The 20851-nt window shown below is 70.0% G+C and carries 14 protein-coding genes; 8 read left to right on the forward strand and 6 right to left on the reverse strand.

Annotated elements, in window-relative coordinates; all coding sequences use genetic code 11:
- Positions 1 to 33: 33 nt before the first annotated feature.
- The 3 genes from ACWGIC_RS19265 to ACWGIC_RS19275 all read right to left on the reverse strand — a co-directional run bounded on the left by ACWGIC_RS19265 (position 34) and on the right by ACWGIC_RS19275 (position 5183).
- Positions 34 to 1650 carry an ABC-F family ATP-binding cassette domain-containing protein gene (locus tag ACWGIC_RS19265; RefSeq protein WP_452077298.1) on the reverse strand — a complete coding sequence of 539 codons (1617 nt, stop codon included), beginning with the start codon at positions 1648 to 1650 and terminating at the stop codon, positions 34 to 36.
- Positions 1647 to 3269 carry a ribosomal protection-like ABC-F family protein gene (gene abc-f / locus ACWGIC_RS19270; RefSeq protein WP_452077299.1) on the reverse strand — a complete coding sequence of 541 codons (1623 nt, stop codon included), beginning with the start codon at positions 3267 to 3269 and terminating at the stop codon, positions 1647 to 1649. Before abc-f ends, ACWGIC_RS19265 begins: the two co-directional genes overlap by 4 nt.
- A gap of 435 nt (positions 3270 to 3704) precedes the next feature.
- Positions 3705 to 5183 carry an FAD-dependent oxidoreductase gene (locus tag ACWGIC_RS19275; RefSeq protein ID WP_452077300.1) on the reverse strand — a complete coding sequence of 493 codons (1479 nt, stop codon included), beginning with the start codon at positions 5181 to 5183 and terminating at the stop codon, positions 3705 to 3707.
- Between the two features lie 85 nt (positions 5184 to 5268).
- Here ACWGIC_RS19275 and ACWGIC_RS19280 point away from each other — a divergent pair, with 85 nt between their 5' ends.
- Positions 5269 to 6306, forward strand: a complete 1038-nt coding sequence (locus ACWGIC_RS19280; protein ID WP_452077301.1) for a TetR/AcrR family transcriptional regulator C-terminal ligand-binding domain-containing protein — start codon at positions 5269 to 5271, stop codon at positions 6304 to 6306.
- A 496-nt stretch (positions 6307 to 6802) separates the two neighbouring features.
- Here the strand turns inward: ACWGIC_RS19280 and ACWGIC_RS19285 are convergent, their stop codons facing one another.
- Positions 6803 to 7375 (reverse strand): YdcF family protein, encoded by a 573-nt coding sequence (locus ACWGIC_RS19285; RefSeq protein ID WP_452077302.1) that lies wholly within the window; start codon positions 7373 to 7375, stop codon positions 6803 to 6805.
- A gap of 128 nt (positions 7376 to 7503) precedes the next feature.
- Between ACWGIC_RS19285 and ACWGIC_RS19290 the strand changes: the two genes are divergently transcribed.
- The 5 genes from ACWGIC_RS19290 to ACWGIC_RS19310 all read left to right on the forward strand — a co-directional run bounded on the left by ACWGIC_RS19290 (position 7504) and on the right by ACWGIC_RS19310 (position 13727).
- Positions 7504 to 9147, forward strand: a complete 1644-nt coding sequence (locus ACWGIC_RS19290) for a sigma-54-dependent Fis family transcriptional regulator (protein ID WP_452077303.1) — start codon at positions 7504 to 7506, stop codon at positions 9145 to 9147.
- Positions 9148 to 9210: 63 nt separating this feature from the next.
- Positions 9211 to 10710: an aldehyde dehydrogenase family protein gene (locus ACWGIC_RS19295; protein WP_452077304.1), complete on the forward strand. Its 1500-nt coding sequence runs from the start codon at positions 9211 to 9213 to the stop codon at positions 10708 to 10710.
- A gap of 28 nt (positions 10711 to 10738) precedes the next feature.
- A complete protein-coding gene (locus tag ACWGIC_RS19300) occupies positions 10739 to 11860 on the forward strand; it encodes an NDMA-dependent alcohol dehydrogenase (RefSeq protein ID WP_452077305.1) in 1122 nt (373 codons plus the stop codon).
- The gene (locus tag ACWGIC_RS19305) at positions 11857 to 12789 is read left to right on the forward strand and encodes an AAA family ATPase (RefSeq protein WP_452077306.1); all 933 of its coding nucleotides are present in this window, start codon (positions 11857 to 11859) and stop codon (positions 12787 to 12789) included. Before ACWGIC_RS19300 ends, ACWGIC_RS19305 begins: the two co-directional genes overlap by 4 nt.
- Positions 12790 to 12971: 182 nt before the next feature.
- Positions 12972 to 13727 carry a vWA domain-containing protein gene (locus ACWGIC_RS19310; protein ID WP_452077307.1) on the forward strand — a complete coding sequence of 252 codons (756 nt, stop codon included), beginning with the start codon at positions 12972 to 12974 and terminating at the stop codon, positions 13725 to 13727.
- 238 nt (positions 13728 to 13965) lie between these two features.
- Here ACWGIC_RS19310 and mftR read toward each other — a convergent pair whose 3' ends face one another.
- Together mftR and ACWGIC_RS19320 are read right to left on the reverse strand one after the other, a co-directional pair.
- A complete protein-coding gene (gene mftR / locus ACWGIC_RS19315; RefSeq protein ID WP_452077308.1) occupies positions 13966 to 14604 on the reverse strand; it encodes a mycofactocin system transcriptional regulator in 639 nt (212 codons plus the stop codon).
- Between the two features lie 93 nt (positions 14605 to 14697).
- Positions 14698 to 15153: an Lrp/AsnC family transcriptional regulator gene (locus tag ACWGIC_RS19320; protein ID WP_452077309.1), complete on the reverse strand. Its 456-nt coding sequence runs from the start codon at positions 15151 to 15153 to the stop codon at positions 14698 to 14700.
- Between the two features lie 173 nt (positions 15154 to 15326).
- Here ACWGIC_RS19320 and ACWGIC_RS19325 point away from each other — a divergent pair, with 173 nt between their 5' ends.
- Both ACWGIC_RS19325 and ACWGIC_RS19330 read left to right on the forward strand, forming a co-directional pair.
- On the forward strand, positions 15327 to 18770 hold the full coding sequence (locus ACWGIC_RS19325) for an indolepyruvate ferredoxin oxidoreductase family protein (protein WP_452077310.1): 3444 nt from the start codon (positions 15327 to 15329) through the stop codon (positions 18768 to 18770).
- A 646-nt stretch (positions 18771 to 19416) separates the two neighbouring features.
- The gene (locus ACWGIC_RS19330) at positions 19417 to 20721 is read left to right on the forward strand and encodes an IniB N-terminal domain-containing protein (protein ID WP_452077311.1); all 1305 of its coding nucleotides are present in this window, start codon (positions 19417 to 19419) and stop codon (positions 20719 to 20721) included.
- Positions 20722 to 20851: the final 130 nt, after the last annotated feature.

Raw genomic sequence — 20851 nt, forward strand, 5'->3', positions numbered from 1 at the left:
GGGGTTTCGCGCCGGACATCCGCCCGGCGCGGATCACTCTAACGGCGTAACGCGGTGCTCGGGTCCGAGATGAAGCACTTGCCCGGTCCAGTTTTCGCGCAGCCGCCGGTCGTGCGTGGCGGCGACGATCGCGCCCGGGCTGGTGCCGAGTGCGTCCTCCAGTTCGTCGCACAGCGTGGGGGAGAGGTGGTTGGTCGGCTCGTCGAGCAGCAGCAGGTGCGGCGGGTCGGCGATGAGGAGCGCGAGCGCGAGGCGGCGGCGTTGCCCGACCGACAGTTCGCCGACCGGCCGGGAGGCTTCGCGATTTGTCAGCAGTCCCAACGAGTTCAGCGGGACAGCGGCGACGCGTTCCGGGCCGAGCGCGGCGAGGTAGGTGGCGCGGGCGGTCCGTTGCGGGCGGGCGAAAATGGTGTCCTGGCTGAGGATTCCGACGGTGATGCTGGATTGGCGGACCACTCCTTCCGCGTCGAGTTTTCCGGCGAGGAGAAGCAGCAGCGTTGACTTTCCCGCACCGTTCGGGCCGGTGACCAGCAGCCGGGTGTCGGGCCGGATTTCGAGGCGGTCTACCGAAAGCCGGTCCGGCAGGTGCACATTCTCCAGCGTGACAACGGTTTCTTGCGGGTTTTCGACCGCCAGCGCTCGCGGGCGGAACCGGAGCGGCGGCGGTGGCGCGGGGAGCTGGGCGCGTTCGCGCTCGTCCAGCCGTCGCGTGGTGGCCCGGACCCGGCGCGAGATCTGGTGCTGCACCCGGCCGGACCTGCGGCCGAGACCCATTTTCTCGTTGTCCGGCGCGAGGCGGCCCGGCGCGACCCGATGCGCGGTGACACCGAGCGCGTCGCGCAGTTCCTCCAGTTCTTCCTGCTCCTCGGCGTATTGCCGTTCCCAGCGTTCGCGTTCGGCGCGTTTCCAGCCGAGGTATTCGGTGTAGGCGCCGCCGAAGCGCACCGGACCGTCCGGGGCCGGGTCGAGGTCGAGGATGTCGGTGCACACCGCGTCGAGGAACGCCCGGTCGTGGCTGGCGAACACCACGGCGCCGGGCAGTTCGCGCAGCTGCGCTTCGAGGAACGCGGCGGCTTCGGCGTCGAGGTGGTTGGTGGGTTCGTCGAGCAGCACCGCCGACGGACGGCGAACCAGCAGCCCGGCGAGCGCGAGCCGTCCGCGCTGACCGCCGGAAAGCGAACCGAGCGTCCGCCCGTGTTCGAGCGCGGCGAGCCCCAGCCCGGTGAGCACGACCTCCGCCCGCCGGTCCGCGTCCCACGCTTCGTGTTGCTGTGCCTGGTCGAGCAGTTCGGCGTACTCGGCCAGCAACGCGGCGTCTTCGGGCGCTTCGGCGAGCAGCGCGGCGACCCGGTCGAGTTCGGCCAGCACTTCGCGGGCCGCTGCGAGGGCCTGTTCGAGGACGTCGGCGACCGTTTCGGCCGGGTCGAACTGCATTTCCTGGTGCAGGAAACCCAGATCCGGCGGCCGCTCGACCTCGCCGCGATCCGGCGCGTCCACGCCCGCGAGCACTCGCAGCAACGTCGATTTCCCGGTGCCGTTCTCGCCGATCACCCCGATCCGGCGACCGGGGGCGGCGGTGACCGACACTCCGTCGAGCACGCGCCGTCCCCCGAGCACCCGCACGATCTCGTGCGCGCGCAGGGCGGTCATTCCGTGATCCCGGCCGTTTCCCGGAGCTGCCCGTTTTCCAGCCGCAGCCAGCGGTTGACGCCGATCTCGGCCAGGAACCGCTCGTCGTGGCTGACCACCACGAACGCGCCCTGGTAGGCGTTCAGCGCGCTTTCCAGCTGGCCGGCACTGACCAGGTCGAGGTTGTTCGTCGGCTCGTCGAGCAGCAGCAGCTGCGGCGCGGGTTCGGCGAACAGGACGCACGCGAGCGTCGCGCGCAGCCGTTCCCCGCCGGACAGCACCCCGACCGGCAGATGCGCCCGCGCGCCGCGGAACAGGAAGCGCGCCAGCAGGTTCATCCGGTCCGCGGGCAGCATTTCCGGTGCGGCGCCGGCAAGATTCTCCGCGACCGTGCGTTCGGAATCCAGCAGATCGAGCCGCTGCGACAGATACGCGATCCGCCCGTCCGCGCGGCTGATCTCGCCCGCGTCCGGCGCGAGGTCGCCCTGCATCAGCCGCAGCAACGTCGATTTGCCCACGCCGTTCGGCCCGGTGAGCGCGATCCTTTCCGGACCGCGGATCGACAGATCCGCGCCCTCGCCCGCGAACAGCCCGCGCACCCGAAGATGCTTGCCGTCAAACAACGTCCGCCCGGCCGGGACCGCCGTCTTCGGCAGTTCGAGGCTGATCTTCTGGTCCTCCCGCAACGACCGTTCCGCCTGGTCGAGCTTGGCTTTCGCCGCACTGACCCGCGCCGCGTGCGTGCCGTCCGCCTTTGCCGCGGACTCCTGCGCGTTGCGTTTCATCGTCCCGGCGAAAATCTTCGGCAGCCCCGTATTGGACAGATTGCGCTTCGCGTTGCTCGCCCGCTTGTCCGCGCGTTCCCGGGCCTGCTGCATTTCGCGCTTCTCGCGTTTGACCTCTTGTTCGGCGTTGCGGATGTTCTTTTCCGCGACCTCCCGTTCGGCCTGCACCGCTTGTTCGTATTCGGTGAAATTGCCGCCGTAGAACCGGATTTCGTCCGCGCCGAGTTCGGCGATCCGGTCCATCCGGTCGAGCAGCGCGCGGTCGTGGCTGACCACGAGCAGGCAGCCGGACCAGTCGGAAAGCACGCCGTAGAGCTGCTGGCGGGCGGTGTGGTCGAGGTTGTTGGTGGGCTCGTCGAGCAGCAGGACGTCCGGGCTGCGCAGCAGTTGCGCGGCGAGACCGAGGGAAACGACCTGGCCGCCGCTGAGCGTGCCGAGCAGCCGGTCGAGCGCGAGGTCGCCGAGCCCGAGCCGGTCCAGCTGCGCGCGAGTGCGGTCCTCGATGTCCCAATCCGCACCGATGGTGGTGAAGTGCTCCTCGGCCGCGTCGCCTCCCTCGACCGCCGTGATGGCCTTCAGGATCGCGTCGATGCCCAGCACCTCGGCGACGGTGAGTTCGGCGGTGAGCGGCAGATCCTGCGGGAGATAGCCGAGGACGCCGTCGACAGTGACACTGCCCGCGGCCGGTTTGAGCTGCCCGGCGATGAGCTTGAGCAGGGTGGACTTCCCGGCCCCGTTGGGCGCGACGAGCCCGGTCCGGCCGGCCGGGAAGGTGGCGGAGAGCTGGTCGAAGACGAGGGTGTCGTCGGGCCAGGAGAAGGAGATTCCGGACAGGACGATGCGGAGATCGGACATGTGAAGCCTCGCGGTGGATCGGCAGAGCGGTGCCCTGCTGGGTGTGCTGTGGACGACATGGGTAGGGCCATCCGCGACCTGCCGCCCGGCTGATGCCTGGGCTTCGCCCGACCTGGTCCGGCGGCGCGCTCGCGCCTGCCTGGGGTCGGTGTGCCTCGCCACCCGTGGGTCTCCTGACCTGCACGGGGAACCTCCACGCGCGGTCTGAGGCCGCGCAGGGATCAGCGAGGGGCCGGTGCCGTCATGGCCCGTGCCCCGGGCTCACCCGGAGATGTCGTCTTCACCCACCACGATAGAAATCCTCTTGGATCGAGTCTGCTGTCCGTCGGCCAGGATACCAGGAAGCGGGGGACGCGCATCCGGGTTCCACAGTGGACGGACGTCCCTCCGGCAACGGCGCCGCTTCCTCCGCTCCGTCAGCTCCTCCGGCGAAGGCTAGAGCTGTATTCCAGCGAGGTACTCCTTGACCGCCGAGAAGTCCCCGGCGTCGGAGATCAGGCCGACGTACCCGTCGGGACGAAGCAGGACCAGGGTGCGGTCGGTCGCGGAGTACGCCCGGGCGAGGTGTCCCGCGGAATCGGCGACCTCGTCGTCCGCGGATGGGCGAGCGACGACGTGGAAAGTGCGGACGTCGGCGTCGAAGCGGGGGCCGAAGTTCAGCAGGGTGAACTGGCCGCCGCGGGTGAGGTCGAACAGGCGGCGTTCGCCGGTCGCCGTGGTGAGGCAGGGGGCGTCGGGGGCGCGGTCGCCTGCTCGGAGCTGGGCGGAATCGGCCCGGTCGTCGCGGGCCAGGACGGAGTCGCGGTAGTTGACGCTGAGCTGGGTCGTGGCTCGGTCGCTGCGGATCGGGATGCTCTTCTGCTCGGCGGCTTCGGCCATGCGCGCGGTCGACAGCCGCAGCACCCCGGCGGCGACCGGGCGGCGCTCCGCCTCGTAGGTGTCCAGCAGTTCCGGCGCCCCGGCGGCGAGTTTCCAGCCCAGGTTGTGCGCGTCCTGGATGCCGGTGTTCATGCCCTGGCCGCCTGCCGGGGAGTGCACATGCGCGGCGTCGCCGGCGAGGAAGACGCGGCCGTTGCGGTAGCGCTCCGCCAGGCGGGTGTTGGAGCGCCACAGTGACGTCCAGGCCGGGCTGGACAGGCGGAGGTCGGTGCGGCCGCTGCGCCGTTCGAGGATCGTCTGCAGGGTGGCGAGGTCGAGATCGGTCTCGCCGAGGACGGGCGCCTGGTACTGGAACAGGTCGGTGGACGGCAGCGGGCAGAGGCTGACGAATCCCTCGTCGCAGCGCCACATGTGCCAGGCGTCGCGGTCGAGGCCGTCGACGGCGAGATCGGCGATGATCATCCGGATCCGCTCGTCCGTCTCGCCTTCGAACGCGATTCCGGCCTGTTTGCGGACGACGCCGCGGCCGCCGTCGCAGCCGACCAGCCATTGCGCGCGGACGGTTTCGGTCTGGTCGCCGGTGCGCAGCACTGCCGTCACGGCGTCGGGGGATTGGTCGAAACTCTCGAGTGCGGTGCCGAATTCGACTGCTCCGCCCAGTTCGGCCAGCCGCAGTCCCAGTGTTTCTTCGACCCGCCATTGCGGGGTGATGACCGTTGCGGGATAAGGAACATCGGGCCGTTTCTCGTAGGTCGGGCCGCCGCTCGTCCGGCCGTCCGGATCGGTCAGCCGGATGGGCATCGCGGACTGGCCGTTGGCGAGGATGCGGTCGATGACGCCGAGGTCGTCGAACACTTCGAGACTGCGCGGCTGCAGCCCTTTGCCGCGCGAACCCGGGCGCGGGCCGGGCGACGCTTCGACCAGCCGGAACGCGACGCCGCGCCGGGCGAGCTCGCAGGCCAGCGTCAGCCCGGTCGGGCCCGCTCCGGCGATCAGGACCGGCAATTCCGGTGTGGACAGGTTCGCTCGCGACATTTCCAACCCCCTGGCTCCGAAGAATTCCTGGCCGCCAGCGTAGGGAAACTTGCTAAGAAAGGCAAACCTTTCTAATATGGGACGGGTGGCCCCCGAAACCGTCCGCCGTCGCGGAGAGCAGCTGGAGTCCGCGTTGCTGGCCGCGGCGTGGGACGAACTGGCCGAATCCGGCTACTCGCGGCTGACCATGGAGTCGGTCGCCGTGCGCGCCCGCACGAGCGAGGCCGTGCTCTACCGGCGGTGGGCGAACAAGGATCAGCTCGTGCTGGCCGCGATGCGGCGGCACCGCGACCTCAACCCGATCGTCGTTCCCGACACCGGGAGTCTGCGCGGCGATCTCCTCGCGTACCTCACCGCGGTGAGCGAAGCGCTGGCCGGGTTCTTCGGCATCGCGGTCGCCGCCGCCCACTCCGGGCTGGCGGCCAGCGCCGGCGCCACTCCCGGCCAGGTTCGCGACCGGATCATCGGCGACCGGCTGCTCCCGCAGGGGGCGATCTACCAGCGCGCGCACGACCGGGGCGAGATCGATCTGGCGGCCCTCTCCGGCGCGGTGCTCGAAATGCCGTTCCAGCTGCTGCGGTACGACCTGCTGCTGGACCTCGCGCCGGTCCGGCCCGCGCGGATCCGGTCGATCGTCGACGAACTCTTCCTGCCGCTCGTCCAGGCGAGGTCAAAAGTTAAGGACTTAACTCATGATGCGGGAAAACAGCCGGAAGCGGTGCCCGGCGACCTTTTCCGGTCAATTCTCCGGGTTCAGCGCAAGCGGGTCGAGGAATGGAGCCGCGCCCGCGACCTCACCTTCGAACAGGCCACGGTGCTCGGACACCTGCGGCGGCAGCCCGGCCTGATCCAGCGAGACGTCGCGGAGCTGAGCGGTACGACGCCAGCGAACGTTTCCCTGCTGCTCAAGGGGCTCGAACGCCGCGAGCTGGTCGAGCGGCGGACAGAGGGCGGACGCAAGCGCGTCTACGCCACTCCGGCCGGGGCCGACCTGGTCGCGGGGCTCGACGCGGTGCGGGCCGAGGCGGACGAGATGGTCTTCGCGCCGCTGGACCGGGAGGAGCGGGCCCAGCTGGAAGCGTTGGCGGCCAAGATCAACGCGCACTTGCCTGGGGGGTCGTGAGTGGCGGTGCCGGTTAGAACCGGGATTGCCACTCACGAGAGGCCCGGGGTGGGTCGGCTTGGGTGCGAAGGGCGGCGGTGGTGGTGGGAAGCGGCGTTGTCGCTCACGAGGGGCGTGGAGTGCTTGGTCTTGGGCGCGGAGGGTGGCGGCGGTGGGAATGGGCATCGCCACTCGCGAAGCTGGGGTGCTTCGGCCTGGGCGCGGAGGGCAGGGGCGGCGGGAATCGGCGTTGCCGCTCGCGAAAGGCTTGCGGTTTCGGCTCGGGCGCGGAGGGCAGCGGTCGCGGTGGGAACCGGCATTGCCGCTCACGAGCCCTGGCACCTCGGCTCGGGCGTAGAGGCAGCGATGGCGAGGCGGGTTAGGGCGCGGTAGGTGACCGCAGCTCCTCCCCGCCGCCGCTCCCGTGTCAGCAGTGATCCCCGCGTCCCCACGGAGTGCCGAGCGAGGGCCATCCGCCACCGAACGGCTAAGCAGCCTCACCTCACCTCACCTCACCTCACCGCCGCCGCAACCGCCACAACTTCCGTTTCCCCAGCACCGCCAGCACCGGCTTCACCATCAGCAACTCCCCGAACCGATAGTCCTTCGCGGGCACCAGCCGCTCCGCCAGGTCCGGCCGGTGCCGTCGCAGGTAGTGCCGCGCTTTCTCCGCGTGCAAGGAATTCGAGACGATCTTGATCCGGTCCGCGTCCTCGATCAACGGCGCCGCGCCGAGCACGTTCTCCCACGTCGACCGGCTCTCCGTCTCCAGAACCACCTCGCCCCGGTAGCCGCGGGACCGCGCGTATCGCGCCATCAGCGCGGCCTCCGGCACCGGACCGCCGACGGCCCCGCCGCACAGCACCAGCCGCGACTGTCCGGGCGCCTGGGAACGTACTGCCGCCCGTACTCGCCAGCGGTTCACGAAATTGGCCCGTGGCCCGCCGTTGCGGTAGCCGAGCACGACGACCGCCTCGCCGGTGCCGGCTGTTCCCGGCCGGGTGCCCATTCCTCGGCGCGAGGATCGCCAGTGTTCCCATTCGGCCCAGCCGAACAGCAGGACGGAGAGCATCAGCAAACGGCGCGCCACTCACCCGATCCTACCAATGTCCACAAAGGACGGCCGAACCCCGGAAAAACGCACGTCTGGAACTTGTCGATCCGCGAAGGTACTGTCACACGAACCGCTACGTCGCCGTCCGGTAGTCGGGAGGAGCAGTGTCGCTCGGAGGGATACCGTCGCAGGGCTCCGCCGTCCTGCGGCCGCCGATCGCCGATTCGTGGCGCCGGTCCCGGCTGTTCGGCGTGGAACCTGGCCTGGACCGGGCCGCGATTTCGATCGGCGAGGTCGATCCGCGCAGCAGGCTGATGACCGCCGCCCGCCCGGTGCTGGACCAGCTCGCCGAGCAGCTGACCGGCACCCGGTTCTCCATCCTGCTCGCCGACCGCGACTGCCGTCTCGTCTTCCGCTGGTTCGGCGACCGCGGCCTGCGGCGGCAGCTGGAGGAAATCGGCGTGCTGCACGGTTCGCAGCTCAGCGAGGGCCGTGTCGGCACGAACGCGCTGGGCACGCCGCACGAATCGCGCCAGGCGGTGGAAATCCACGGCCAGGAGCACTACGCCGAAGCGTTGAAACGGTTCAGCTGCTACGGCCATCCGATCCGGCATCCGCTCACCGGGCGGATCGAGGGCGTCCTCGACATCACCGGCGAGAGCAGCAGCGGCAACCCGCTTTTCGGGCCGCTGGTGAAACGCGTCGTCGGCGACATCGAACAGCTCGTGCTGGAGAGCGCCCGCGCCTGCGAACGACGGCTGTTCCTGGCGTTCCAGCAGGCCACCCACCATCGCAGCGTGCCGGTCGCGGTGCTCGGCGGGGACCTGGTCTTTGCCAACGAGACTTGCATCGAACAGCTGAGGCCTGCCGACCCGACCCTGCTGCGCACGTTGCTGCCGCAGGTGCCGGAACGCGGAGTGTTCGACACTCGCCTCGAAGTGGGTGACGGGATCAGTCTTTCGGTCGTAGCCGAACGCGTCGAGGGTTCGACGGACGGTGCCGTCTTCCGCATCGCGAAGAGCCCGAGCAGCCCGAAGCCGGCCCCGATCGCGGCGAAACCCGCGCGCTCGGTCCTCGTCACGGGCGAACCGGGCACCGGCCGGACCACCGAAGCCCGCGCGCGAGCCGGAGCGGACGATCCGGTCGTCCTGCACGCTGCCGCCGCGCTGCGGGAGGAACCTCGCGTCTGGGCAACAAGATTCGCCGATCTTGTCGCGCAGCCGCGCACCGCCGTCGTACTGGACGACGTCCATCTGCTCCCGGAGAGCCTGCTTCCGTTGGTCGGCGAGGCGCTCGACAATCCGGAATCCGCCCGGCTGCTGCTCACTTCCGTCCCCTTGGACGCGATGACCCCCGCCGTCGCGGCAGTCGCGGCGAGATGCGCGGAAACCGTCGCCCTCGCCCCGTTGCGCGAGCGGCTCGACGACCTGCCCGCGATCGCCGCGGCGATGCTCCGCGACGAATACCCGGACCGCAAACCGCATTTCACCGGCAACGCGCTGGCCGCGCTGCGCACGCATCCGTGGCCGGGCAACCTGCACGAGCTGCGCGCGGTGCTGCGCGAGGTGTCCCGCCTTCCGTACACCGGAGTGATCGACCTCGCCCAGCTGCCGCCCGCGTACCGGGGCAGCTCGCGCACGAGACAGCTCGGCGGACGCGAACTAGCCGAACGGAACGCGATCGTCACGGCGTTGCGCGCCAGCGAAGGCAACAAACTGCGAGCGGCCCGCGAACTCGGCATCAGCCGCACCACGCTCTACCGCCGCATGCAGGCGCTGGGCGTGACCGACGACTGTCCACTTCTGTAACACTCCGCCCCCGGTCCGCCGGGTGACGATGGCCTCCGTCACAACGAAGTGAGGAGGCGTCAGGTGACCGCAACGGTGGAATTCCCCCTGCACACCGAGGTCCGGGAGTTCGTGTCCGGCCCGCTCGAACTGCTCATCGGCGGGCGGTGGGTGCCGGCGGCGTCGGGCCGCACGTTCCCGACCTACGACCCGGCCACCGGGGAGAAGATCGCCGAGGTCGCGCACGCCGAGGCCGAGGACGTCAACCGCGCCGTCGCCGCCGCGCGCAAGGCGTTCGACGAGGGCCCGTGGGCGGCGATGAAGCCGAACGAGCGCGAACGGCTGATCTGGCGCATCGGCGACCTGCTGTCCGAACGGGCGGAGATCTTCGGCCAGCTGGAAGCGCTCGACAACGGCAAGTCCGCGGCCATCGCGACCGCCGTCGACACCAACTGGGCTGCCGACGTCTTCCGCTACTACGCGGGCTGGGCGACCAAGATCGAAGGCAGCACGGTGAACGTGTCGATGCCCTTCGCGCCGGACGCGCAGTTCCACGCCTACACGCTGCGCGAGCCGATCGGTGTGTGCGGGCAGATCATCCCGTGGAACTTCCCGCTGCTGATGGCCGCGTGGAAGATCGCGCCGGCGCTCGCCGCGGGCAACACCGTGGTGCTCAAGCCCGCCGAGCAGACGCCGCTGACCGCGCTGCTGCTGGGGAAGTTGTTCGAGGAAGCCGGATTCCCGCCCGGCGTGGTCAACATCGTCACCGGTTTCGGCGACGCCGGTGCCGCGCTCGCCGCGCACGACGGCGTGGACAAGGTGGCCTTCACCGGCTCGACCGAGGTCGGCAAGAAGATCGTCCAGGCCGCGAGCGGGAACTTGAAGAAGGTTTCGCTGGAACTAGGCGGGAAAAGCCCGAACGTGGTGTTCGCCGACGCCGATTTCGACCTCGCGGTGCCCGGTTCGGTCAACGCGTGGATGTTCAACCACGGCCAGTGCTGCGTCGCCGGAACCCGGTTGTACGTAGAGGACACGATCTTCGAGGAGTTCACCCAGGCGGTCGCGCAGGCGGCGAGCCAGGTGAAGATCGGTCCGGGCCTCGACCCGGAAACCCAGCTGGGCCCGATGGTTTCCCAGGAGCAGTTCGACCGCGTTTCGCGCTATCTCGGCGAAGGGCTCGCCGACGGCGCCCGCGCGCTCACCGGCGGAAAACGGTGGGGCGACACTGGATATTTTATCGAGCCGACTGTTTTCGTTGACGTCAAACCGGAATTCAGTATCGTCCGGGAAGAAATCTTCGGCCCGGTCGTGGCGGCCCTGCCGTTCAACGCCGAACAGGGCGTGGCCGCCGCGGCCAACGACAGCGAGTACGGACTGGCCGCCGGGGTCTGGACACGCGACGTCGCGAAGGCGCACCGTACTGCCAAGGAACTGAAGGCAGGCTCGGTGTGGGTCAACCAGTACAACGGTTTCGACACGGCGATGCCGTTCGGCGGCTACAAGCAGTCCGGCTGGGGCCGGGAGCTGGGCGCGGCCGCGCTCGACCTCTACACGCAGACCAAATCCGTGAACATCGCGCTGTGATCAGCCCGCTCGAACAAAGGAGTTCCCGATGAAGACGAAAGCCGCGGTCGTCTACGAGGTGGGCAAGCCGATCGAGGTGGTCGAACTCGACCTCGAAGGCCCTGGCGAGGGCGAGGTGCTGATCCGGTACACGCACGCCGGGCTGTGCCATTCCGACGTGCACATCGCGCACGGCGACCTGGAGGCCCGGCTGCCGATGGTGCTCGGCCACGAGGGCGCGGGCATCATCGAGGACGTCGGCCCCGGCGTCACCCGGGTCAAGCCGGGCGACCACGTGGTGTGCTCGTTCATCCCGAACTGCGGCGTGTGCCGCTGGTGTTCCACCGGGCAGCAGGCGATCTGCGACATGGGAGCCACGATCCTCGAGGGCTACCTGCCCGGCGAGCGGTTCCCGTTCAGCGGCCCCGGCCCGGTCCGGGAGTACGGCGCGATGTGCATGCTCGGCACGTTCAGCCAGTACTCGACCATCCACCAGAACTCGGTCGTGAAGGTCGACGACGACCTTCCGCTCGACAAGGCGGTGCTCGTCGGCTGCGGCGTCCCGACCGGATGGGGTTCGGCGGTCAACGCGGCCGGCGTGCGGCCGGGCGAAACGGTGATCGTGTCCGGCGTCGGCGGCATCGGCATCAACGCGGTGCAGGGCGCGCGCTACGCCGGCGCGAAGAACGTGATCGCGCTGGATCCGCTGGAGAACAAACGGGAAAAGGCGATGGAACTCGGCGCGACGCACGCGGTCGCGACGCCGGAGGAAGCGGCCGAGCTGGCGCAGTCGTTCACCAACGGCAACGGCGCGGACAAGACGATCGTGACCGCGGGCATCGTCACCGAGGAGATCGTGACCGGCGCGTTCAACGCCACCGGCAAGGGCGGCACGATCGTGCTGACCGGGCTGAACAAACTGTCGGTCAACAACGTCAACCTCCCCGGTTCGATCCTGACGCTGTTCAAGAAAACGGTGAAGGGCAGCCTGTTCGGCGATTGCAACCCCACCGTGGACATCCCGAAGATCCTCGGGCTGTACCAGAGCGGGGACCTGAAACTGGACGAGATCATCACCCGCACGTACACCCTGGAAGAGGTCAACCAGGGGTACGACGATCTGCTGGAGGGCCGGAACGTGCGCGGCGTGCTGGTCCACGACGCGCCGTGACGGCTCTGTCCGCGGACTGCGGCCCGGTTTCCGGTCCGCAGTCCGCAATTCCCCTCCTGGCCGAGGACGTGGTCGGCCGCCGCCGCGAGATCGAACTGCTGCTGGCCGGTCTCGACTGCGGCGCGCACGTCGTGCTCGAAGGCCCGCCCGGCACCGGCAAAACGACGCTGCTGCGCGCCGTCGCGGAGGCAGGCGGCTCGCCGTTCGTGTTCGTCGAAGGCAACGCCGAACTGACCCCCGCCCGCCTGGTCGGCCAGTTCGACCCGTCGCGGGTGCTGGCCGAGGGCTACGTCCCGGAGACCTTTGTGGACGGTCCGCTGATCGAAGCGCTGCGCACCGGCGGCCTGCTGTACGTCGAAGAGGTCAACCGGATCCCGGAGGAAACGCTCAACGTCCTGATCACTGTGATGTCCGAAGCCGAACTGCACGTCCCACGACTGGGTCGGGTACGGGCTGCCGACGGTTTTCGCTTGGTAGCCGCGATGAACCCGTTCGACGCAGTCGGCACCGCCCGGATCTCGTCAGCCATCTACGACCGAGTCTGCCGAATCGTGATGGGCTATCAAAGCCAGGACGAGGAAAACGACATCGTCTCGCGCCGCGCTCCGTCGGTGCCCGCCGAATGGCGTGACCTCGTGGTGGACTTGGTACGCCGCACCCGCGCTCACGCCGACGTACGAGTCGGCTCCTCAGTCCGCGGCGCGATCGACGTGGTGCGACTGGCAGTTTCGCTAGCCCGCATCCGCGGCGGCTCGGCCACAGACTGGCGAACCGGCCACGACGCAGCGCTAGCCGCCCTGTCCGGCCGGATCGCCCTGCACGAATCCAGCGGCCGCACCGCGGAATCAGTCATCGACGAACTGTACGTCGCGGTTTTCGGCGCAGAATCCCGTCCGCCGGAAGGCGGCGACCCGCCGGGGGAAGCCTGAGCCCGCCACCGGCGGGCCCTCAGCACCAGCACCGACCGCCCCGGCCAGGCTCGGCGCGCAGCAGCACCACGCCGCGCTCGGAGCTTTCGCGCAACGGCCGGTTCGCAGAAATCTCGCCCGAGGTCGGTGTTCTGGACGAAGAAGCGTTCAACGCGGTCTTCCGCGAGGACGCGGACGAGGCAATGGCCTTGCTGGTCGAAATGAGCAAAGCCACCGACGAATCCCTGCGTGCGGCAGCGCGAGCCCTAGCCCGACGACTGATGCTCGACGTCGCCCGTCGAGGCGTCGCACGCGGACGGGGCGTTGGAAAACTGCGCCGCGACCGGGCTGACCGGGGCGGCGAACTCGACCTCGACCGGTCGTTGCCCGCGCTGGTGGACGCAGCCGCAGTAGGCAGCGTTCCCGCACTGGACGACCTGGTAGCACGCCGATGGGCCAGGCCAGAACTGGCTCTGTGCTTGGTGATCGACACGAGCGGTTCGATGACGGGCGCGCGGTTGGCCGCCGCCGCGCTTACCGCGGCGGCGTGCTCGTGGCGGGCTCCGGCGGAACACGCGGTGGTGTCGTTCGCCCGGACGGCAGAAGTGATCCGACCGCTACGGTCTTCGCGTTCTCAATCCGCAGTGGTCGAGTCGGTGCTGTCACTGCGCGGCCATGGAGTCACAGCATTGGCGGCGGCTCTGCACAAAGCGAACGAACAACTCGCTTCTTCACGCGCGGCGAGGAAAACGGTACTTCTGTTGTCGGATTGCCGAGCAACAGACGACCAAGATCCGCTGCCCGCCGCCCGTGCGTGCGAAGAACTTTTGATCTTGGCCCCCGCAGAAGATTGCGAGGAAGCCGAACGCTTCGCCCGCGAATCAGGCGCCCGCTGGCACTCGCTCACCGGAGCCGCAGCCGCCCCCGCCGCACTAGCCGCACTGCTGGACCGTCCGTGAGGGGAACCTTCACGGACTCAGATTCCCTCAGGGTTCCCTTCACGGACCGCCCCACCCGACTCGTCGCACCTGGCCCGCCGCCCCCAATGTGGCGTTGGGTGCATCTGACGCACCGAACGCCACATTGGGTGCGTCCCACGCACCCAATGCCACATTGGGGCGCTAGCCCCACCCCCCAACTCACCCGGGCGCAATGTCGCCGCCAGGCGACGAGCCCCCCGGCACGAGGCAAGTCACCTCAACCAACCCCCTCCGGTTCCCCAACCAGCACCTCATCCGCGAACCCAGCCGCCAACGCCCTCAACCCCGCGTCCAGATACACCGTCAGATCAGCATCAGCCCGAGCCGACCACCGCTCATAAGCCGCCCGACAGGTAGCCAGCACCGCCCTGCCCACCGCCAACGGATACAACGAATCCTCCGCCTGCCCAGTCCTCCGGGCGACGAACCCGATCACCGCCCGCTCCCAAGCGTCGTAATGCCGGGTCGCACTAGCCGCCAGCTCCGCCACCGTGCTGAGCAAATTCATCCGCATCCGCAGCTCAGGCACATCCTCGGCCCGATAATGATTAGCCGCGAGCACCGCCCGCCGAACCGCCTCCAGCACCGGCAGTTCCTCCGGCATCTCCGCGAGCAACCCCCGGATCGTCTCCACCTCGGAGTCGAACTCATTCCACAGCACATCCGACTTGGCGTCGTAATACCGAAAGAACGTCCTCCGGCTGACCCCGGCCGCAGCCGCGATCTGATCCACAGTCGTCTCGTGAAACCCCTGCTCGGTAAACAACCGCAGCGCGATCTCCTCCAGCTGCCGCGCGCTGGTCCCCCGAGGCCGCCCCCGCCGAGCCCGTCCCTCGCCGACCGGATCAGCAGGCATACCTCCCCCTCCCGCAGGCGCTTCCGTCACCCAGCGACACTACTCGCTCACCGCCCCCCAGCCCATTCCACAATGGACATAGCCGCCCCCGCCTCAGGGCCGATCCTCCCCACGCACCCAAGAATCGAGCACGATCAACGTCCGCGTGCTCGTAATCCGATGACTGCGCCGCAATTCGTCGATCGTGCTCTGCAAATGCGCCATGTCGCGGCTGCGCAGCCACACCACCGCGTCCGGATCCCCGGCGATGGTGAACACCGCCTGCGCTTCCGGGATCCGCGTGGTGGTCTCCACGATCTCCGCGACGTTCGTGCTCCCGAAGAACCGCAGCTGCGCGAACGCCTCGATGCCCCAGCCGAGCTTCGCGTGGTCGACCTGCACGGTGAAGCCGGTGATCACGCCCTTCTCCCGGAGCCGGTCGACGCGCCGCTTCACCGCCGCGGTGGAGAGCGACACCCGGCCGGCGATGTCCGAGAACGTGCGCCGGGCGTCCTCGCGGAGCAACGCGATGATCTCGTGGTCGGTCGCGTCCAGCAGTTCTTCGGTCATGAGCGGCATCGTACGCAACAGATCCGTCCGAACAGGCCTCTCGCGCGTCATCCTTTGCGTCCTTGCCACTACAGTGGCCGGGCACGTTGCGCCGGGCTCAGGCGTGGGGTGAGGTGGCTCACGTCCCAGCGGCGGGTGCCCGTGGGCTGATGGCGTGCGGAAGGGAAGTGCGGATGAACGCCTTCACGTTGGAAGACCGGTACGTGCGCGAAGCGGGCACTGTCTACTTGACCGGCGTGCAGGCGCTGGTGCGGGTCCTGCTCGACCGGATCCGGCTGGACCGCCAGGCTGGCGCGGACTCGGCGGCCTTCGTGTCCGGGTACCAGGGGTCGCCGCTCGGCGGGTTCGACCTGGAGCTGGCGCGGCGGTCGGCTTTGCTGGCCGAGCACAACATCGTGCACAAGCCGGGCGTCAACGAGGAACTCGGCGCGACCGCGGTCATGGGCAGCCAGCTCGCCGCCCGGGCGGGCACGATGCGGCCGGACGGCGTGGTCGGCATGTGGTACGGCAAGGCCCCGGGCCTCGACCGGGCCACCGACGCGCTGCGGCACGCGAACCTCGCCGGCACCGATCCTCGCGGCGGCGCGGTCGCGCTGGTCGGCGACGACCCCAACGCGAAATCCTCGACCATCCCGTGTGCGTCCGAGCACGCGCTCGCCGACCTCGCGATGCCGGTGTTCTTCCCGGCCGACGCGCAGGACGTGCTGGGGCACGGCAGGCACGCGGTCGAACTTTCCCGCGCGAGCGGGCTGTGGTCGTCGATGAAGATCGTCGCGAACGTCGCCGATTCGGGCGGCACCGCGGTGGTCGATTCGGAGTGGACCGCGCCAGAGCTGCCCGAGGGCGCGTACAAGCACCAGCCGAACAGCCGGCTGCTCGGGCCGGAGCTGATCACGCTCGAGCACAGCCTGCACCGCGTCCGGCTACCGCTCGCGATGGAGTACGTGCGCGCCAGCGGAATCAACCGGATCGTCCGGTCCGGAGCGGGCGACCGGGTCGGCATCGTCACCGCCGGCAAGTCCTATTTGGACCTCCGGCAGGCGCTGCGGATGCTGGGCCTCGACGAATCCGAGCTGTCCCGCTACGGCATCCGGCTGCTGAAGCTCGGCGTCGTGTACCCGGTCGAACCGGGGATCATCAAGGAATTCGCCGAGGGCCTCGACGAAATCCTGGTGATCGAGGAGAAGCGCGCGCTGGTCGAACCGGCGATCAAGGAGATCCTCTACGGCCGCACCGGCGCGCCGCGCGTGTACGGCAAGTCCGATCAGCACGGCCAGGTGCTGTTCACCGAGCTGGGCGAGCTGGACCCGGACCGCATCGCGAGCGGCCTGGCCAAGCGGCTGCCGGACGCGGAACCGGTCGCGGCGTGGAAGCAGCGGCGCCGCCGGGAGCGGATTTCGGTGCCGCTGCTGGCTCGTACCCCGTACTTCTGCTCCGGCTGCCCGCACAACTCGTCCACCAAGGTCCCGGACGGCACGCTCGTCGGCGCCGGGATCGGCTGTCACACCATGGCTTTGTTCATGGAGCCGGAGCAGGTCGGCGAGGTCGTCGGGCTGACCCAGATGGGCGGCGAGGGCGCGCAGTGGATCGGCATGGCTCCGTTCGTCGAGACGCCGCACCTGATGCAGAACATCGGCGACGGCACGTTCATGCACTCCGGCAGCCTCGCGGTGCGCGCGGCGGTCGCGGCGGGCGTCGACATCACGTACAAGCTGCTCTACAACTCCGCGGTCGCGATGACCGGCGGCCAGGACGCGGTCGGCGGGCTGTCCGTGGAGAAGGTCGCTGCGCTGCTGCTGACCGAGGGCGCGGCGAAGGTCGTCATCACCTCGGACGCGCCGCGCCGGCTGCGGAAGCGCAAGCTGCCTCGCGGCGTCGAGGTCCGCGACCGGTCGGAACTTCTTCGCACGCAAGAAGAACTGGCGGCGCATCGCGGGGTGACGGTGCTGATCCACGAGCAGGAGTGTGCGGCGGAAAAGCGGCGCAAGCGCCGTCGCGGGAAGCAGGAAACGCCTGCGCGCAAGGTGTTCGTGAACGAACGCGTCTGCGAAGGCTGCGGCGACTGCGGCGTGAAGTCGAATTGTCTTTCGGTGCAGCCGGTCGAGACGGAGTTCGGCCGTAAAACCCAGATCCACCAGGCGTCCTGCAACGTCGACTACTCGTGCCTCGACGGCGACTGCCCGTCGTTCCTGACCGTCGTCCCGACCGGCGAGGTCAAGCGGCGGCATCTCGCCCCGCTCAGCGCGGACGTCGTGGCGGAGCCGGCGAAAACCCTGTCCGACGTCGCGGTGCGGATCACCGGCATCGGCGGCACCGGCGTGGTCACCGTGGCGCAGATCCTCGGTGTCGCCGGGGTTCTCGACGGCAAGCAGGTGCGCACCCTCGACCAGACCGGTCTCGCGCAGAAGGGCGGCGCGGTCGTCTCGGACGTGAAGATCTCCACCGGCGCAGTCGAACAGGCTCCGAAACTGGCCAACGGGGAGTGCGACCTCTACCTCGCGTGCGACGCACTGGTCGCCGCCGACCCCGCGTACCTCGGCGTGGCCGACGCCGCGCGCACGGTCGCCGTCGTGTCCACTTCGGAGGTTCCGACCGGGCGGATGGTCGTGGACAAGGAAGTTTCCTACCCGGACCAGTCGAGCATCCGCAGCGCGCTCGGCGAAGCGACCGCCGCCGGGCACTACCTCGACGCCCGCGGCCTGGCCGAGCAGATCTTCGGCGACGACCAGTTCGCCAACATCCTCCAGCTCGGCGCGGCCTACCAGACTGGTTCGCTGGCCGTCAGCGCGGAAAGCCTCGAACAGGCCATCAAGATCAACGGCACCGCGGTGGACACGAACCTGCAGGCGTTCCGGCGAGGCAGGCAGCTGGTCGCCGACCCGGACGCGCTCGAAGCGGAACTTTCCCCGGCGTCGGAGGCCCCGGCACCGGCCGCGGTCGACGCGGAAGCGGTCCGCCGGGTGCGCGCGCTCGTGCGGGCGGACGGCGAACTTGCCCGGGTGCTCGACATCCGTGTCCCGGACCTCATCGCCTACCAGGACGAGCGCTACGCGCGGGAGTACGCCGAGTTCGTCGAGCGGGTCCGCACCCGCGCCAGCGCTTCGGTGACCGAGGCGGTCGCGCGGAACCTCTACAAGCTCATGGCCTACAAGGACGAGTACGAGGTGGCTCGGCTCTCGCTGGACCCGCAGCTGACGGCGGAGATCGAAGCCCAGTTCGGCGTCGGCACCCGGTTCGCGCACCGGCTGCACCCGCCGGTGCTGCGCGCGCTGGGCATGAACCGCAAGATCAGCCTCGGCGGCCGCAGCTTCCGGCCCGCCTTCGCGGCGCTGCGCGCGATGCGCAAACTCCGCGGGACGCGGCTGGACCCGTTCGGCCGCGCGGAGGTCCGGCGGGTCGAGCGGGCGCTGATCGGGGAGTACCGGCAGGCGCTGACTCGGGCGCTCGAGGTGGCCGACCGGGGCGACGCGCGACTGGTCGAGCTGGCCTCGCTGCCGGATGCGGTGCGCGGGTACGAGGAGATCAAGCTGGCGAACGTGGCGGCGTACCGGCGGCGGCAGGAGGAGCTGCTGAAGGAGCTGGAAATGCCGGATTCGGTGCGGGTCGCCACTGCGTGACGGGGGAGCCGCTGCGGGACGGGACCGTGCCGCGGCGGCGACCGGCCCGGCGCGACCCGAGCCCGGTCGCTTCGATTTGACGACTGCGCCGGATTCGGGACGAACTGTCCGCTTGAGCTGCCACCAGCACGTTGCCGCCGCAGTCACGGCGGAATCCGCGATGGCGGTTGAGAACAGAAACGAGATCAACTCCGCGAAACCCGCATTCGGCGCGGATTCCGCGTGCATCTTCCTGGAAGCATCCGAAACGGCGGGGAGCCGGGCGAACCCGGTCTCCCCGCCGTTTCGGCGTCCCGGCCGGGCCCGGTCCCGCCGGAAAAGCCTTCCAGGTGTCACACCAACGGGTGGTCCTGGCGAACCTCTCCGGGCGACCCGCGTCCGTCCCCCGATCAGTGGGGTGGGCGGCCCTCGGCGGAGTGGCGCGTCGGCAACGCTGTGACCAGTGCAGACGCGCCGAATCCCCTAATGCCCCTAATCGGGGGATCGGCGAAGTCCCTAGTGGGGGCCCCGGCTAACCCGGGTGACCCCCCGATGGCGGGCCTCCGGCGGAGTCCTATGTTCGGAAAAGGAGCCGGCTCTGGGGCCGGCTCGTCCGTTTCTCGGACACCCCACCCCGATCCGTTTTCAGCACAGGAGAATACGAACTATGGGACCGGTGCAGACGCTGCACGAATTCGCGTTGAACCTGCTGAACGACCCGCAGTCGATGGCGGACTACAAGGCCGACCCGCAGGGGGTGCTCAACGGCGCCGGTCTGGGCGAGCTGAACCCGTCGGACGTGCAGGACATCATGCCGCTGGTGATGGACAGCGCCCCGCTGCCGGCCGCTCCCGCCGTCCCGGCCGTGCCCGCGGTTCCGGGCGTCCCGGCCGCTCCGGCCGTCCCCGCGGTTCCGGGCGTGCCCTCGGCTGACCTGGCCGGCGCCTTCGACCAGGCGAACGCCGCCGCCGAGCCGGTGGCGCACGAGGCCGGCGACGGCCTCGGCGGTCTCCTCGGCGGGCTGCCGAACCTCAGCCCGGTCTTCGAGGGCGTCAGCAACGTCGCGGACGCGACCGGCCTGAACACCGTCACCCACGGCGCGCTGGGCGCGGTCTCCGGCGTGCTGGACCACGTCGCCGACGCCACCCACTCCGTCCCGGTGGTCGGCCCGATCGTCGACGCCGCCGCGATCGACACCCAGAACACCGTGAACGCGGTGGGCGAGCACGTCTTCGACGGCAAGCTCGTCGGCTCCGCGGTGGACGCGACCACCAACCACCTCGGCGACGCGCTGACCTGGAAGGCCGTCGTGTCCGAGTCCGGCAAGCTGCCGGTCGTCGGCGGCCCGGTCAGCGGCCTGGTCGAGGACGTCCGCCAGGGCGGCTCGCAGCTGCTGGGCACCGTCAACGAGGCGATCGGCTCGACCCCGGTCGGCGTCCACGGCGACGACGTCCGCGCCGACCTGACCCAGGCGACCGGCGACCTGACCTCGGCGGGCGACCTGTCCGGCACGCTGGACCACGCGACCGGCGCGCTTCCGGCCGTTCCGGGCCTCCCGGCCGTTCCGGCGGTGCCGGGCGCGGGCGAGCTGCCGCAGGTGCCGGGTGTCGGTTCGCTGCCGCAGGTCCCGGGTGTCGGCTCGCTGCCGCAGGCCCCGTCGGTCCCGGGCGTCGGCGAGCTGCCGCACGCTCCGGCGCTGCCGGCCGCCCCGAACGCGGGTTCGCTGACCCACGCCATCGAGGGCGCGACCGCGCACGCTCCGGCGGTGAACGCGGCTGCCCAGCACGTCACGAACACCGTCCACGACGCGGTCGAGACCGGCACCCAGCACGCGAGCGCCGGCGAGCTGCCGGACGCCTCGCACGCCGCGCCGGTGCTCAACGAGGTGCAGAACCACGTGCACGACCTGGCGAGCGGCCTCGAGTCGCACGCGGGCGGCCTGCACCTGGACAACCTGCACCTGGGTCACTGATCCTGGCGTAGCAAGGGTTTTCCCGCCGCGGGGGCGGGCCGGGCCCACGGGCGGGCCGCGGGGGTTTAGGGTGGGGGGCGCGGGGGCAGCAACCTCCCGCCGGCGCGGGCGGGTACGCCGGGCGGGGCGC

The sequence above is a fragment of the Amycolatopsis sp. NPDC054798 genome (genome assembly GCF_053611505.1).